This window comes from Acinetobacter pullicarnis, assembly GCF_006352475.1.
Classification (GTDB): domain Bacteria; phylum Pseudomonadota; class Gammaproteobacteria; order Pseudomonadales; family Moraxellaceae; genus Acinetobacter; species Acinetobacter pullicarnis.
On sequence record NZ_VCMZ01000001.1, the window covers coordinates 613,000 to 630,436 of the forward strand.

Annotated in this window: 5 protein-coding genes and 1 pseudogene; 5 read left to right on the forward strand and 1 reads right to left on the reverse strand. The window is 45.1% G+C overall.

Annotated features, from left to right (window positions below):
* Positions 1-384: 384 nt before the first annotated feature.
* Positions 385-10,836, forward strand: a pseudogene (locus FD716_RS19475) (Ig-like domain-containing protein); the annotation flags it as partial.
* A gap of 95 nt (positions 10,837-10,931) precedes the next feature.
* Here FD716_RS19475 and FD716_RS02630 read toward each other — a convergent pair.
* Positions 10,932-12,575 carry a purine-cytosine permease family protein gene (locus tag FD716_RS02630; protein ID WP_228714899.1) on the reverse strand — a complete coding sequence of 548 codons (1,644 nt, stop codon included), beginning with the start codon at positions 12,573-12,575 and terminating at the stop codon, positions 10,932-10,934.
* Positions 12,576-12,778: 203 nt separating this feature from the next.
* Here FD716_RS02630 and FD716_RS02635 point away from each other — a divergent pair, with 203 nt between their 5' ends.
* The 4 genes from FD716_RS02635 to FD716_RS02650 all read left to right on the forward strand — a co-directional run bounded on the left by FD716_RS02635 (position 12,779) and on the right by FD716_RS02650 (position 17,367).
* The gene (locus FD716_RS02635) at positions 12,779-14,368 is read left to right on the forward strand and encodes a peptide chain release factor 3 (RefSeq protein WP_139850819.1); all 1,590 of its coding nucleotides are present in this window, start codon (positions 12,779-12,781) and stop codon (positions 14,366-14,368) included.
* Between the two features lie 167 nt (positions 14,369-14,535).
* Positions 14,536-15,405, forward strand: coding sequence for a hypothetical protein (locus tag FD716_RS02640; RefSeq protein WP_139850820.1), 870 nt, complete (start codon positions 14,536-14,538; stop codon positions 15,403-15,405).
* A gap of 104 nt (positions 15,406-15,509) precedes the next feature.
* Entirely contained in the window at positions 15,510-16,481 is a 972-nt protein-coding gene (locus FD716_RS02645; protein ID WP_139850821.1) for an RsiV family protein, read from the forward strand.
* Positions 16,482-16,542: 61 nt separating this feature from the next.
* A complete protein-coding gene (locus tag FD716_RS02650; protein ID WP_139850822.1) occupies positions 16,543-17,367 on the forward strand; it encodes a TatD family hydrolase in 825 nt (274 codons plus the stop codon).
* Positions 17,368-17,437 lie beyond the last annotated feature (70 nt).

The window sequence follows — 17,437 nt, forward strand, 5'->3', positions numbered from 1 at the left end:
TATTTTTGTTGATTTTATTTTATTTCATCATTACTGGGTGATTTTTTTTAGTTTCATGTTGTTGTTGCCATCTTTTAATATTTGTAATTTTCTAGGATGTATTATATTGGGTTTTTAAGAGCTGCAATAATTGAATACTAATTTCTTAAGTTTATTTATCTGTATTTTCCTTTTAATTTCTTTATAAACAATTGTTTGTGGTTATTTGATTTAGTGGATTTAAATATTTTGGAGTAGGATGCTTTCGATTTTTTTTTTGTATGCTAGTTTGTGGGGTTCTACACTAATAAGTTAGTTAATGTTTATTTATATATTAAATGATATTGAGAAACGTTAAATATAAAATGACATGTAATCCAGAGGATGAAAAATATGTCCCAATTAAAAATAGTATCTAAAGAATCCCATAATGTATTGCAAGATAATGTTGATGGCAATGTAACGTTGTCTGAAGCATCTGTTGTTATTGTAAAAGCAAATGCTGAAGATATTCAGCAAGTAAAAAGAGATGGGAATAATGCAGTAATCACTTTAAAATCTGGAGAGCAGATTGTCATCGTTAACTTTTTTCCAAATGGAAAGGATGATACTGAAAACAGCTTGGTCTTTGAGGATGAGCAACATCAATTAAAATGGGCGCAATTTATTGATGCCAATGGTGTATCACTTGAGAATATTACATTAACGACTATAGAAAGTATTGAGCCATTACTATTTAGCGCAGACTCGATGAATCCTTGGGCTTGGCTTGCAATACCAGCGGTAGCGGCTGGTATTGCGATAGCATCGCATGATAATAAAGACTCTACGCCAGATAAAGATACGACGGCACCAAATGCACCTGTAGTCAATCCGCCGAATGCTAAAGATCCAATCACAGGTACAGCGGAACCTGGAAGTACAGTCAAAGTGACATATCCTGATGGCAGCACAGATACGGCGATCGTAGGGTCTGATGGCAAATGGACTTTGCCAAATCCAGGTTTAAAAGATGGTGATGAACTCAAAGTGACTGCGACCGATGCCGCAGGCAATACCTCACCAGAAACCAATGCGACCGTTGATGCGATTGCTCCAAACCCACCTAAAGTAAATCCACCGAATGGGGATAGCCCAATTACTGGAGAAGCTGAAGCAGGCAGTACGGTTACAGTCACCTATCCTGATGGCACAACCAAAGAAGTGGTCGCAGATTCTGATGGTAAATGGACAGCCCCAAATCCAGGGTTAAAAGACGGTGATGAGCTCAAAGTCACGGCCAAGGATGCGGCAGGCAATACCTCACCAGAAACCAATGCGACCGTTGATGCAATTGCTCCAAACCCACCTAAAGTAAATCCACCGAATGGGGATAGCCCAATTACTGGAGAAGCTGAAGCAGGCAGCACGGTTACAGTCACCTATCCTGATGGCACAACCAAAGAAGTGGTCGCAGATTCTGATGGTAAATGGACAGCCCCAAATCCAGGGTTAAAAGACGGTGATGAGCTCAAAGTGACTGCGACCGATAGCGCAGGGAACACCTCACCAGAAACCAATGCGACCGTTGATGCGATTGCTCCAAACCCACCTAAAGTAAATCCACCGAATGGGGATAGCCCAATTACTGGAGAAGCTGAAGCAGGCAGCACGGTTACAGTCACCTATCCTGATGGCACAACCGAAGAAGTGATTGCAGGTCCTGATGGTAAATGGACAGCCCCAAATCCAGGGTTAAAAGATGGTGATGAACTCAAAGTGACTGCGACCGATGGCGCAGGGAACACCTCACCAGAAACCAGTGCGACCGTTGATGCGATTGCTCCAAACCCACCTAAAGTAAATCCACCGAATGGGGATAGCCCAATTACTGGAGAAGCTGAAGCAGGCAGCACGGTTACAGTCACCTATCCTGATGGCACAACCGAAGAAGTGATTGCAGGTCCTGATGGTAAATGGACAGCCCCAAATCCAGGGTTAAAAGATGGTGATGAACTCAAAGTGACTGCGACCGATGGCGCAGGGAACACCTCACCAGAAACCAGTGCGACCGTTGATGCGATTGCTCCAAACCCACCTAAAGTAAATCCACCGAATGGGGATAGCCCAATTACTGGAGAAGCTGAAGCAGGCAGTACGGTTACAGTGACCTATCCTGATGGTACAACCGAAGAAGTGATTGCAGGTCCTGATGGTAAATGGACAGCTCCAAATCCAGGGTTAAAAGATGGTGATGAACTCAAAGTGACTGCGACCGATGGCGCAGGGAACACCTCACCAGAAACCAGTGCGACCGTTGATGCGATTGCTCCAAACCCACCTAAAGTAAATCCACCGAATGGGGATAGCCCAATTACTGGAGAAGCTGAAGCAGGCAGCACGGTTACAGTCACCTATCCTGATGGTACAACCGAAGAAGTGATTGCAGGTCCTGATGGTAAATGGACAGCTCCAAATCCAGGGTTAAAAGATGGTGATGAACTCAAAGTGACTGCGACCGATGGCGCAGGGAACACCTCACCAGAAACTAGTGCGACCGTTGATACGATTGCTCCAAACCCACCTAAAGTAAATCCACCGAATGGGGATAGCCCAATTACTGGAGAAGCTGAAGCAGGCAGTACGGTTACAGTGACCTATCCTGATGGCACAACCGAAGAAGTGATTGCAGGTCCTGATGGTAAATGGACAGCCCCAAATCCAGGGTTAAAAGACGGTGATGAACTCAAAGTGACTGCGACAGATGCCGCAGGCAATACTTCACCAGAAACCAGTGCGACCGTTGATGCGACAGCACCAACAGCACCTGTGGTCAATCCACCAAATGGAAGTTCACCGATTACAGGCAGTGCAGAAGCAGGCAGTACCGTCAAAGTGACCCTACCCGATGGCACGGTAGTAAGTACTACAGCAGATGCAAACGGTAACTGGACGATACCAAATCCAGGTTTAACAGATGGTGATCAAATCAAAGTGACTGCGACAGATGCCGCAGGCAATACTTCACCAGAAACCAATGCGACCGTTGACGCGACAGCACCAACAGCACCTGTGGTCAATCCACCAAATGGAAGTTCACCGATTACAGGCAGTGCAGAAGCAGGCAGTACCGTCAAAGTGACCCTACCCGATGGCACGGTAGTAAGTACTACAGCAGATGCAAACGGTAACTGGACGATACCAAATCCAGGTTTAACAGATGGTGATCAAATCAAAGTGACTGCGACAGATGCCGCAGGCAATACTTCACCAGAAACCAATGCGACCGTTGACGCGACAGCACCAACAGCACCTGTGGTCAATCCACCAAATGGAAGTTCACCGATTACAGGCAGTGCAGAAGCAGGCAGTACCGTCAAAGTGACCCTACCCGATGGCACGGTAGTAAGTACTACAGCAGATGCAAACGGTAACTGGACGATACCAAATCCAGGTTTAACAGATGGTGATCAAATCAAAGTGACTGCGACAGATGCCGCAGGCAATACTTCACCAGAAACCAATGCGACCGTTGACGCGACAGCACCAACAGCACCTGTGGTCAATCCACCAAATGGAAGTTCACCGATTACAGGCAGTGCAGAAGCAGGCAGTACCGTCAAAGTGACCCTACCCGATGGCACGGTAGTAAGTACTACAGCAGATGCAAACGGTAACTGGACGATACCAAATCCAGGTTTAACAGATGGTGATCAAATCAAAGTGACTGCGACAGATGCCGCAGGCAATACTTCACCAGAAACCAATGCGACCGTTGATACAGCTGTGCCGACCTTGGCCATTACCGCCAGTGATGTTGATCTTTCAGTAGGCGAAGCCGTGACGGTAACCTTTACCTTTAATGAAGCGGTGAAAGGCTTTGATGTCAGTGATATCGTGGCTGCGGGTGGGGTGATTAGCAATTTAACCACCACCGATAATATCGTTTGGACCGCCACCTTCACCCAACAAGGCACAGCGCAGCCAAGCATCAGTGTGGCGGACAACAGCTATACCGATTTGGCAGGAAATAACGGTAAAGGTGCGACTTTAGATGCCAGCAATGGTGGCTTCACCAGTGATACGACGCCTCCGACCTTGGCCATTACCGCCAGTGATGTTGATCTTTCAGTAGGCGAAGCCGTGACGGTAACCTTCACCTTTAGTGAAGCGGTGAAAGGCTTTGACGTCAGTGATATCGTGGCTGCGGGTGGGGTGATTAGCAACTTAACTACCACCGATAATATTGTTTGGACGGCAACCTTCACTCAACAAGGCACAGCACAGCCAAGCATCAGTGTGGCAGACAACAGCTATACCGATTTGGCAGGAAATAACGGTAAAGGTGCGATCTTAGACGCCAGCAATGGTGGCTTCACCAGTGATAATACACCTCCGACCTTGGCCATTACTGCCAGTGATGTTGATCTTTCAGTAGGCGAAGCCGTGACGGTAACCTTTACCTTTAGTGAAGCGGTGAAAGGCTTTGATGTCAGTGATATCGTGGCCGCGGGTGGGGTGATTAGCAATTTAACCACCACCGACAATATTGTTTGGACGGCAACCTTCACTCAACAAGGCACAGCACAACCAAGCATCAGTGTGGCAGACAACAGCTATACCGATTTGGCTGGAAATAACGGTAAAGGTGCGACTTTAGACGCCAGCAATGGTGGCTTCACCAGTGATACGACGCCTCCGACTTTGGCCATTACCGCCAGTGATGTTGATCTTTCAGCAGGCGAAGCCGTGACGGTAACCTTTACCTTTAGTGAAGCGGTGAAAGGCTTTGATGTCAGTGATATCGTGGCTGCGGGTGGGGTGATTAGCAATTTAACCACCACCGACAATATTGTTTGGACGGCAACCTTCACTCAACAAGGCACAGCACAACCAAGCATCAGTGTGGCAGACAACAGCTATACCGATTTGGCTGGAAATAACGGTAAAGGTGCGATCCTAGACGCCAGCAATGGTGGCTTCACCAGTGATAATACACCTCCGACCTTGGCTATTACTGCCAGTGATGTTGTTCTTTCAGCAGGCGAAGCCGTGACGGTGACCTTTACCTTTAGTGAAGCGGTGAAAGGCTTTGATGTCAGTGATATCTTGGCTGCGGGCGGGGTGATTAGCAATTTAACCACGACGGACAATATTGTTTGGACGGCAACCTTTACTCAACAAGGCACAGCACAACCAAGCATCAGTGTGGCAGACAACAGCTATACCGATTTGGCAGGAAATAACGGTAAAGGTGCGATCTTAGACGCCAGCAATGGTGGCTTCACCAGTGATAATACGCCTCCGACTTTGGCCATTACCGCCAGTGATGTTGATCTTTCAGTAGGCGAAGCCGTGACGGTAACCTTTACCTTTAGTGAAGCGGTGAAAGGCTTTGATGTCAGTGATATCTTGGCTGCGGGCGGTGTGATTAGCAACTTAACCACGACGGACAATATCGTTTGGACCGCCACCTTTACTCAACAAGGCACAGCGCAACCAAGCATCAGTGTGGCAGACAACAGTTATACCGATTTGGCAGGAAATAACGGTAAAGGTGCGACTTTAGACGCCAGCAATGGTGGCTTCACCAGTGATAATACACCTCCGACCTTGGCTATTACTGCCAGTGATGTTGTTCTTTCAGCAGGCGAAGCCGTGACGGTGACCTTTACCTTTAGTGAGGCGGTGAAAGGCTTTGATGTCAGTGATATCTTGGCTGCGGGTGGGGTGATTAGCAACTTAACCACCACCGACAATATCGTTTGGACCGCCACCTTTACTCAACAAGGCACAGCGCAACCAAGTATTAACGTAGCGGACAACAGCTATACCGATTTGGCAGGAAATAACGGTAAAGGTGCGATCTTAGATGCCAGCAATGGCGGCTTCACCAGTGATAATACGCCTCCGACTTTGGCCATTACCGCCAGTGATGTAGATCTTTCAGTAGGCGAAGCCGTGACGGTAACCTTCACCTTTAGTGAAGCGGTGAAAGGCTTTGACATCAGTGATATCGTGGCTGCGGGTGGGGTGATTAGCAATTTAACCACCACCGACAATATCGTTTGGACCGCCACCTTTACTCAACAAGGCACAGCACAGCCAAGTATTAGTGTGGCAGACAACAGCTATACCGATTTGGCAGGAAATAACGGTAAAGGTGCGACTTTAGATGCCAGCAATGGTGGCTTCACCAGTGATACGACGCCTCCGACTTTGGCCATTACCGCCAGTGATGTAGATCTTTCAGTAGGCGAAGCCGTGACGGTAACCTTCACCTTTAGTGAAGCGGTGAAAGGCTTTGACATCAGTGATATCGTGGCTGCGGGTGGGGTGATTAGCAATTTAACCACCACCGACAATATCGTTTGGACCGCCACCTTTACTCAACAAGGCACAGCACAGCCAAGTATTAGTGTGGCAGACAACAGCTATACCGATTTGGCAGGAAATAACGGTAAAGGTGCGACTTTAGATGCCAGCAATGGTGGCTTCACCAGTGATACGACGCCTCCGACTTTGGCCATTACCGCCAGTGATGTTGATCTTTCAGTAGGCGAAGCCGTGACGGTAACCTTTACCTTTAGTGAAGCGGTGAAAGGCTTTGATGTCAGTGATATCGTGGCTGCGGGTGGGGTGATTAGCAACTTAACCACGACGGACAATATTGTTTGGACGGCAACCTTCACTCAACAAGGCACAGCACAGCCAAGCATCAGTGTGGCAGACAACAGCTATACTGATTTGGCTGGAAATAACGGTAAAGGTGCGATCTTAGACGCCAGCAATGGTGGCTTCACCAGTGATAATACACCTCCGACCTTGGCTATTACCGCCAGTGATGTTGTTCTTTCAGCAGGCGAAGCCGTGACGGTGACCTTCACCTTTAGTGAAGCGGTGAAAGGCTTTGATGTCAGTGATATCTTGGCTGCGGGTGGGGTGATTAGCAATTTAACCACCACCGACAATATCGTTTGGACCGCCACCTTTACTCAACAAGGCACAGCGCAACCAAGTATTAACGTAGCGGACAACAGCTATACCGATTTGGCAGGAAATAACGGTAAAGGTGCGATCTTAGATGCCAGCAATGGTGGCTTCACCAGTGATAATACGCCTCCGACTTTGGCCATTACCGCCAGCGATGTTGCTCTTTCAGCAGGCGAAGCCGTGACGGTGACCTTCATCTTTAGTGAAGCGGTGAAAGGCTTTGATGTCAGTGATATCGTGGCTGCGGGTGGGGTGATTAGCAACTTAACCACCACCGACAATATCGTTTGGACAGCAACCTTCACCCAACAAGGGACAGCGCAGCCAAGCATCAGTGTAGCGGACAACAGCTATACCGATTTGGCAGGAAATAACGGTAAAGGTGCGACTTTAGATGCCAGCAATGGTGGCTTCACCAGTGATACGACGCCTCCAACCTTGGTGATTACGGCTGATGATGTACAACTTTCAATCGGTGAGGCGACGACGATCCGTTTCACTTTCAGCGAAGGGGTTACAGGCTTTGATGGCAGTGATGTTGTGATCGCTGGTGGAACACTGACGAACTTTATTAAAGTTACAAATACGTTATGGACAGCCACCTTCACTCAACAAGGAACAGCGCAACCAAGCATCAGTGTGGCCGACAACAGCTATACCGATTTGGCAGGCAACAATGGTAAGGGTGCGACTTTAGATGCCAGCAATGGTAACTTCACGGCAGATCTAGTACCGTTGAATTTAACGATTACAGATGATATTTCATCGAGTGTGACCAATGGACCTGTAACGTTTACCTTTAGTTTTGATAAAGACGTTACTAATTTCGCCATTGAGCAAATTCAATTTACAGGCGGTACTGCTACAACACTGGTCAAGGTCGATAACAGGACCTATACGCTTATAGTCACACCAACAGCAAATAGTGAGGGAAACATTACGGTTAGTGTTGCTCAAGGAATTGTAAAAGATTCAGCCGGTAATGGAAACAATGCTGCAACGGGTAGTCAGGATTACGATACGCTTGCGCCAACTCAGCTTGCCAGTATAGATAGCTATAAAGATGATACAGGAGTACTTAAAGGAAATAATCTTTCAGGTACAACGACAGATGAAGTAAATCCTCTTTTAAATGGTCATCTTGACGTTGCACTGAAGGCTGGTGAACAAGTTGCAATTTATAATTCAAGCAATGTCTTAATCGGTACGGCAACGGTTGCAGCCGATCTGACATGGACCTATCAACTTAGTAGTCTGGCAAATGGTGCGTATAGTTATTATGCAAAAGTGATTGACGCAGCAGGCAATGGTGGTAGTAATAGTCCAAACTTTAGTTTTACGGTAGACACAACCTTACCTACTGGTTCTATCAATGTCACTGCATCAAGCACAGCTGATACTACTCCAACGATCATAGGTACATTTACGGGCGGCTTGGCTGCGGGTAATTATATTCAAGTGACTGTTAATGGTATTGTTTATAAGCAAGGTGATGGCAACTTGACGGTCAATGTCGCTGCGGGAACATGGTCTTTAATTATTCCAAATGCTAATGCGCTCAATTTCGATGGGAAAACAGATGTAAGTTATGATGTTCTGGCACAAAAAGTAAATGCCGCTGGTAACTTTATTAGTGACTCGACCACAAATGAACTTACAGTACTTCGTGATGTGACGATAAATACAGGCCCAACACCGACTTATATGTCACAGCAGCCACTTTTCTTTGGTACGGCGAAACTGGGAAGTGGTGAGAACTTAGTTTTAAAAATTTATGATAGCTTAGGGGTTTTGGTTGGAACCTTTAGCAGTGCCAATGGGCCGAATGGACTAAATGGTCTTACAATTGATAGTGCCAATAATGCTTGGAAAATTAATGCCATTAACTGGGGAACCAATCAACTCAGTGCTGGTAACTATACCGTACAAAGTAATGTCGTTCCTGCAGATGGAAGTACGGGTGGTCAGATTTCTACACTTGATCCGATTACCGTCATCCAACCGAAAGTTGTGACTGTTGCGAACAAAAGTGATGATAGTGATATCAATGCCCAAGTAGTGGGCTTGCCCGATGGTGGCTATGTGCTGGTATGGGCACAGAATCAAAATAAACAAACGGGAAGTAGTGCTTCAAATTACGATATTGTCATGCAACATTATGATCAAAAAGGAAATGCGATCGGGGGCTTAGTTAATCTGACCAATACCCCAACAGGAGGAATACTATATTCAGAAGGTTATGCTGATCGAAATGATATGTGGAATAACAAAGGGAGCCTAGGGGTTATTGTTAATGCAGATAATACACTGACGGTGTCTTACACGACATACGAGAGTAGAAATGCATTTATCACTAAGTATGCTTTAGACGGCACACTCCAATCTAAAGTGCAAATTAATGGTGGTGGCGAGTATAAATTTGGCTATAACTTTGTAGAAACTAGCAATGGTAAAGTAGCTGTTTTTACTACGGGAGCGATCCATAATTATAACGTTTTTGCTGCTGGGGAAAATCAAGCAACACCATTTTCAACCGCACAAAATATAACCAATTTGATTGGGGATTATGCTGCTGGTTATATTTATGACCAATATAACCGACCTACAGGTAATCGAGGAGGCTTAATTTCTGGTAACTCGGAGAGTCTAAGCGCTGTTAGTTTAGGTGGTAGTCAATATTTAGTGCAATATGCCCAAAACAATACTGTAGGTGGTGGCCCTTCTAAACAAGTTATCGCGATTTATGATTATGCATTAGACGGCACTGGGAAATATAGCTCTCAACTATTAGTGAAAACAGATGCTAACTCTTTTGACAATGGTTGGCAGATTGGCGCCAAAGCTTTTACTTTAAAGGAAGGTGGTTTTGTTAATCTATGGTTGTCAAACCATCTAAGTGCAACATCTATTACAAATGGAGGCACAATGGATGGCTTTGATGTCTATTCAAAACGTTTTAACTATGACGCAATAAATAATCTCCTAGTACCATTAGATGCAACTGAGAAAATGGTCAATACCACTACCAATGGTGTCAATGGCATGGGTTTTAATACTATGTCAACTGGCGGTTTTAGTGGTGCAGCTTTGTTGCAAGGTGGTTATGTGGTTGTATGGGTTAAGATGCTCTCTATTTCATCGAGTGAAGTCTATAGCCAAGCCTATGATGCTGCAGGTAATAAAATCGGTGGTGAAACATTGGTTTCAACTCAGACTGTTGATGGCACAGGGGGGGTCGACTTATTACCAAGTGTCACGGCATTAAAAGATGGGGGCTATGTAGTCACTTGGTCTAATGCGAGCACCTCAGATTATGCGATCAACTCAACCACTGCAGACGTGAAAATGGTCATTGTTAATGCTGATGGTACGATTCGTGGCGATGGAGAAGCACCTCCAATAACGGCTGATTATCTGAATGGTACCGGCGTACTTACTGCGACCAATGGTGTGACTACGCTAGATGGTCGAAATGGTGCAACGGATCTGATCGGTGGTAGTGCCAATGACTACTTTATTATTAAAGACACCAATTTTAATTCGGTGAAAGGTGGTGCAGGTACCGATACGCTGATTTGGGATGCGACGGGCGATTTAATGCTGGCCGATATAATGGCTAAAATCACTGATATTGAAGCGATTCATTTAGGTGACAATAATGCAAATAAACTGACGGTGACTTTACAGGATGTCTTGGATATTTCCACCACTACTGATGTATTGATTGTTGAAGGTGGAGTGACCGACTCAGTCTCGATTGATTTGACTACATGGTCGACGTTGGGCAGTCAGTATTATCATGGTCAACTCTATAATGTCTTCGCCAATAGTAATAGTGATACCGCTAGTTTATGGGTACAGAATAATATAGCTGTGATTGGCTAAAGCGCTATTCTTACCTTTTAAATAAGTTATAAAAATTACCCCAATATACGTATTGGGGTATTTTTATGAGGAGTAATGGGTTGAATTAGTTGAACCTACTTCTGCAAGGTCTTACACAATGAGCAAATCACGCCTTGATGTTGGTGTGAATACATCACGTCTGGACGTTCATAATCTTGTTCGCAGGCCACACAAAAATAAAGCGTGCCAACTGGCGTGCCTTCCACATCAAAACGTGGTTGTTTAATGCCATCATTAGGTTGTTTTAGATAGTATTTTCCACGGGTCAATATGCCCATCAATGGGGTCAACACCAGACCAACGAGCAGTGCAATCAGTGGTGAATAGGCTGCAAGAAAGTCACCGAGTAGACCGAAGAAGGCGGCAATCGACAGACCTGCTGCGGCAATAAATGAAACTAGGCCGACTGGGTTGAAGTTATACAGCATATCGCGACGGTATTCGGGATGTTTCGGTGAGAGCTTGAGCAGGTACTTGTTGATTACAATATCGGTTGCGACCACCACAATCCAAGCAATGGCAAAGTTAGAATAGAAGCCTAAAATTTTACCCAATACTGCAAACATATTGCCTTCCATTAACGCCAAGGCAATCGCAAGATTGACCAATACGAAAATGGTGCGCCCCGGATAATGTTTACTTACCCGCGCATAGGCGCTGGTCCACGCCAAGGAACCCGAATAGGCATTGGTGACATTAATTTTAATTTGTGAAATGACCACTAAAATCACAGCCAAGGTCAGTGCCAACCAGTCGGGTAGCATGTCATGAAAGACCACGTTAAATTGTAGAACAGGCTCCGTTGCATTCACCCCCGGAATTTTGGTGAGTAAATAAAAGCCCAAGAATGCACCAATAATTTGTTTGATGGCTCCTAAAATGACCCAACCTGGACCGGCTGCAATCACCGCAATCCACCACGCTTTACGATTTTCTTTGGTCTTTGCAGGCATAAAACGTAAATAATCAATTTGTTCGCCGATTTGCATAATTAAGGCCAAGCAAATACCAGCACCGAGCATAATCGCAGCCATATCCATGGGCAGATAAGCATTTTGGCCACTATAGCCAATGAAGTGAGTGATTAAATCGGGTTGTTGATAGAACAAGTAAAGCACTGGGCCAAACATCAGGATTAGCCAGATTGGGGTGGTCCAAACTTGTAAGGTACTTAGGGCTTTCATGCCATAAATGACCAAAGGAATCACCATAAAGGTCGAGATCATATATCCCAACCACAGCGGGATGCCGAGTCCGACCAGCAGCCCTTGCGCCATAATCGCGCCTTCGAGTGCAAAGAAAATAAAGGTAAAACTGGCAAAAATAATACTGGTTATGACTGAGCCGTAGTAGCCAAAGCCTGCACTACGAGTGATCAGGTCGAGGTCAATGTTATAGCGCGCAGCATAGTAGGCGAGGGGAATGCCGGTCATAAAGATAATCAGTGCGGCAAATAAGATCGAGAAAATTGCATTGAGGGTGCCGTAACTCATGGCAATGCTGGCACCAATCGAAAAGTCAGCTAAATAGGCAATACCACCAAGGGCCGTAATCGCAACCACTTTGGGGCTCCAACGTCTGAAGCTGTGCGGGGCATAGCGCAGGGTGTAATCTTCGAGGGTTTCATTGGCGGCTTGATTGCCATTACTTTGGGTGCCGATATCGGGATTGGTCGGATCTGGAAAATTTGAAGAATCCGTTACAGTGGTGTCACGCATGCCTTGTGCTCCAAAATCATTATTTTTAGACTGGCTAAATTGCAAATCTCATGCCAGTGATCCCACAGGTGTTTGCTTAGAAAGCATAGAAGCCAAACGCATCTTCATATACAATTGCGCCAATTTTAGAATTTTCCCTTCACACGAAATCACTCACCTTATGCTTGGTGTCTTCATGTGTGTACAAATTGCAGACTTTAACTATGTTTGAAAATGAATTAGCGGCAGAGGTAAAGGCACGTAGAACCTTTGCTATCATTTCGCATCCCGATGCGGGTAAGACCACCATGACAGAGAAATTATTGTTATGGGGTAAGGCGATTCAGGTCGCTGGAATGGTAAAAAGCCGTAAATCGGATCGTGGTGCGACTTCCGACTGGATGGAAATGGAAAAAGAGCGTGGGATTTCGATCACCACCTCGGTGATGCAGTTCCCTTATAAAAAACACGTGGTGAACTTGCTCGATACCCCAGGGCATGAAGATTTCTCTGAAGATACTTATCGCACCCTAACCGCGGTAGATTCTGCATTGATGGTGATTGATGGTGCCAAAGGGGTCGAGGACCGTACCATTAAATTGATGGAAGTGTGTCGTATGCGCGATACGCCGATCATCTCCTTTGTCAACAAAATGGACCGCGAAATTCGTGAGCCATTAGAATTGCTTGATGAAATTGAAAATGTCCTAAAAATCCGCTGTGTGCCAATTACTTGGCCGCTTGGTATGGGACGTGACTTCGTTGGGGTCTATCACCTGACTGAAAATAAACTGTATATGTACAAGCCCGGTTTTGGTTCAACCATTACTGACATTGAAGTTCGTGATGGTTATGACTATCCAGATATCCGTGAAAAAGTGGGTGATTTGGCTTTTGCAGCGTTTGAAGAATCGCTTGAGTTGGTGCAAATGGCCAATGAACCGCTTGATCATGCAGAATTTTTACAGGGTAAACAAACCCCTGTACTGTTTGGTACAGCCTTGGGGAACTTTGCAGTCGATCACGTGCTTGATGCCTTCCTAAAATGGGCGCCAGAGCCGAAAGCGCATCCGACCAAAGAGCGTGAAGTTGCTGCAACTGAAGCTGGTTTTTCTGGTTTTGTATTTAAAATTCAAGCCAATATGGACCCGAAACATCGTGACCGTATTGCCTTTATGCGCATCTGTTCAGGCAAATATGAAAAAGGCCTGAAAATGAACCATGTGCGTATTGGAAAAGAAGTACGCATCAGTGATGCACTGACCTTCTTGGCGGGTGAGCGTGAGCAACTTGAACAAGCATGGCCAGGCGATATCATTGGTTTGCATAACCACGGCACCATTCAGATTGGTGATACCTTTACCTCAGGTGAGAATCTGCATTTCACAGGGATTCCACACTTTGCGCCAGAAATGTTCCGTCGGGTACGTTTACGTGATCCACTGAAATCGAAGCAACTCCAGAAAGGCTTAAAAGAGCTTTCAGAAGAAGGCGCAACCCAAGTGTTTATGCCACAAATCAGCAATGATTTAATTGTGGGTGCGGTTGGGGTACTCCAGTTTGATGTGGTCGCCTATCGTTTGAAAGAAGAATACAAAGTCGATTGTATTTACGAGCCAGTCAACATTAATACCGTGCGTTGGGTGACTTGTAGCGATGAAAAGAAATTCAATGAATTTAAAAAGAAAGCACATGATCAATTGTCACTGGATGGCGGTGGTCATTTAACCTATTTGGCACCTAGTCGCGTGAACTTACAGTTGATGCAAGAACGTTATCCAGATATCGAATTCCGTTCTACGCGTGAGCACTAAGTTGCAGATGCGCGAGCATTGTGATTGATGGGCTTGAATGGCCCCAGTCGTTCAAGTTTGAAATAAATCAAAAACAGCTTCCTGGTGAAGCTGTTTTTCTGTCAGAATTTCTTGTTTATTGTTATGTTTAAATTCAATCAATTGGAGCTTCGGAGCTGATGCACAACATGAACAATAAGATTAAGCCCGGTCTGCCGATTCAACCCCAAGCCCAAGCAATAACGACAGCAAAAATAACTCATGGCTCGAAAGCGATCTTGTTGAGTCTGCTGTTGACCAGTCTCAGTGCCTGCAGTCCAGCACCTGAACATCAGCAGCAAGTTGAGACGACCGCAAGCCAACTTCCTGCTTTAGTGATTCAGCAACAGCTTGCGGCTTATCAACTGCCAGCCTGTAAAGTGAAAGACTGCACTGAACTGAAATTACAAAGTATTCAGACCCAAGACCCGTGGATCAATCAATGGATTGAACAGCAAGTGGCCCGTGTGCTGGAACAGCAAACGGGTGAAAAACCCACTTTAACGTTACAACAAGCGGTTGATGCCTATGTAAAAAAATCAATTGCATGGCAGCATGAATTTAATAAAAATAAAGCTTATCAACTGAACCTCAGTACCCAGATTGCGACACAACATCATCAATATGTACTGTTAAATATTTCAGTCGATAGCCAGCAGGGCGACACCAATGTGCAAGAGCGCCAATATTTTTATGTGGCAGATCGAGCACAACAAAAAAACTTAACGCTTTTAGAGGTAATTCAGCCCAAGCAGCACAAAGCCTTGAATAAAATGATTCAAGTGAAATATCGAGCATGGTTACAGGCACAAGACTCAGCGCTACAATCGTTTGCCCCCAAGCAACTGGATTGGCAGCAGGCCAATTGGTTTTTTGATACAGAAGGAATTGGTCTACATTTTCGTGCCAATGATATCAGCGCAAATGGTGCCGCACTTTCAATCTATTTAGATAAGCAACAAACGCAAAAAGTTTTGCAACCTGCGATATTCAAACAAATGTTTGAAGCAGTATCCTGATTGAGTCAATCTTATTTAGATACAAAACAAGATTGAGCAACGGATTGTTGCAGGCTAAGCTATTGAAGAATCATTCATTTGAACGCAAATATTAGGTTTTGAAGATGTTAAAAAATAAAACGGCATTGGCCTTGAACATCGCTTTAATTTCAATTGCGCTGAGTGCGTGTACCCCAAAACAATCAGAACAAGCATTGGATGCAGAACAATCAAGTTCAGCCGCCTTGGCTGAGGCACAACTGACGCTTCAGGGGCAGACTGAAAAGTTAGTGCTTAATTTACCTGAATGTGAAGGCAAAAATTGCCCCGAATTTAGTGTAGAGCGTTTGCAGAGCAATCAGTTTGTTTTAGATGGTCTGATTGATCAGGCGATTTTAAGTAATTTAGAACAGATGTTGTCACCAGTACAACATGAAGAGCTCGCTGGAAAAACGGAGAAGACTGAGAAAACTGCGGCAAGTGAGGTGATTGCAGATCGTGCTTCAAAAACGGCTGCACAGCTGTTGGCTGAACAGGTTCAGCCATATTTAGCCCACTTTTTAGAAGTCGATAAAGAACTAAAAGACTTGGGTGCGAGTCATAAAATTAGTTTAAGCATTAGCCCACGTATTTTAAATTCGGAACCGCCTCTGGCTACGGTGGTGATTAACAGCTCTAGTTATTTGGGCGGTGCACACGGCGCTTCAGCACAGCAATATTATAATTTTGATTTGATCAAGCAAAAGCACATTCGACTGAAAGATATTTTACAACCGAATCAACAGGAACAACTGAATAAATTGGCCTATGCGGCCTTTAAAACCTGGGTGATTGAATCCAAACTAGCCAACAATATGGCTGAATATGAGCAAGTCTGGAAATTTAAACTTTCTGACAATTTCTACTTAGGCAAACAAGGTTTAATTTTACAGTATGGCGAATATGAAATTGGACCTTTTGCGGTTGGTTTGCCACGATTAGTCATTCCTTATGATCAGTTGCAGCAGATCATCAAACCTGAATATTTACCCGCAGCACAACCGCCAGAGCCTGTGAGTAATGCTTTGGCAGTGACCGGCAAAAAACAGGCAAGTTAAGTTGCGGAACGCGACTTGGCGACGTGTTCAAACCAGCTCGATTAGCGTTTGAGTCAGTCTTATGTTTGATACCCACACCCATTTTGATGTTGCCGATTTTGATTTAGATCGGCAACAATTGGCACATCAGGCCAAAGCGGCTGGGGTGGATGCCTTGGTTTTAATCGGCTTTTTGGCAGAGCGCTTTGATGCCTTATTGCGAACCCATCAACAATTAAATGCGCTTGACCATGCACCGAAAAGTTTTTTAGCACCAGGTTTACACCCTTTTTATATCGAACAACATCATTCCGATCATCTACAGCAATTGGCGTTATTTCTCCAACAACAGGATTGCGTGGCAATTGGGGAAATCGGACTGGATACTTTCTTAAAACAGCATAAACAGCCCGCGATTTTCCAAAAACAGCAACAATTTTTTGCCGCCCAAATTGACTTGGCGCAGCAGTTGAACAAACCGATTTTATTGCATATTCGCAAGGCACATGCCGAAGCACTGGCGCAGCTCAAACAACATCATTTTAACTTGGGCGGCATTGCACATGCCTTTAGTGGCGGGGTAGAAGAAGCCAAAGCCTTGGTGAAGTTGGGCTTTAAAATTGGGGTGACTGGACAGATTACCAATCCAAATGCCAAAAAATTACATCAGGTGGTACGGGCATTGGGGGCTGAACATCTGGTGATTGAAACAGACTGCCCCGATATGACACCGTTATGCTGTCAAACCTCTTCGGAAACGCGCACCCGCAATACCCCTGCGAATTTACCCTTTGTTTTGGCTGGTTTGGCAGACAGTTTAGACCAACCGATTGAACAGCTCGCGCCACAGCTTTGGCATAATTCATTGACGGCATTGGGGTTAGCGTCATTTGGGCTAAATCACTAGCGGATTAAAGCGTTATATTGCTATTTTGTTAAATATTAACCAAGTGATAACAGTGTGACTGTTTTTTTGG

Bases quoted from the DNA above. Each gene is read 5' to 3' on its own strand.
- FD716_RS02630 (WP_228714899.1), bottom strand. From the start codon at position 12,575: ATGCGTGACACCACTGTAACGGATTCTTCAAATTTTCCAGATCCGACC.
- FD716_RS02635 (WP_139850819.1), top strand. From the start codon at position 12,779: ATGTTTGAAAATGAATTAGCGGCAGAGGTAAAGGCACGTAGAACCTTT.
- FD716_RS02640 (WP_139850820.1), top strand. From the start codon at position 14,536: ATGAACAATAAGATTAAGCCCGGTCTGCCGATTCAACCCCAAGCCCAA.
- FD716_RS02645 (WP_139850821.1), top strand. From the start codon at position 15,510: ATGTTAAAAAATAAAACGGCATTGGCCTTGAACATCGCTTTAATTTCA.
- FD716_RS02650 (WP_139850822.1), top strand. From the start codon at position 16,543: ATGTTTGATACCCACACCCATTTTGATGTTGCCGATTTTGATTTAGAT.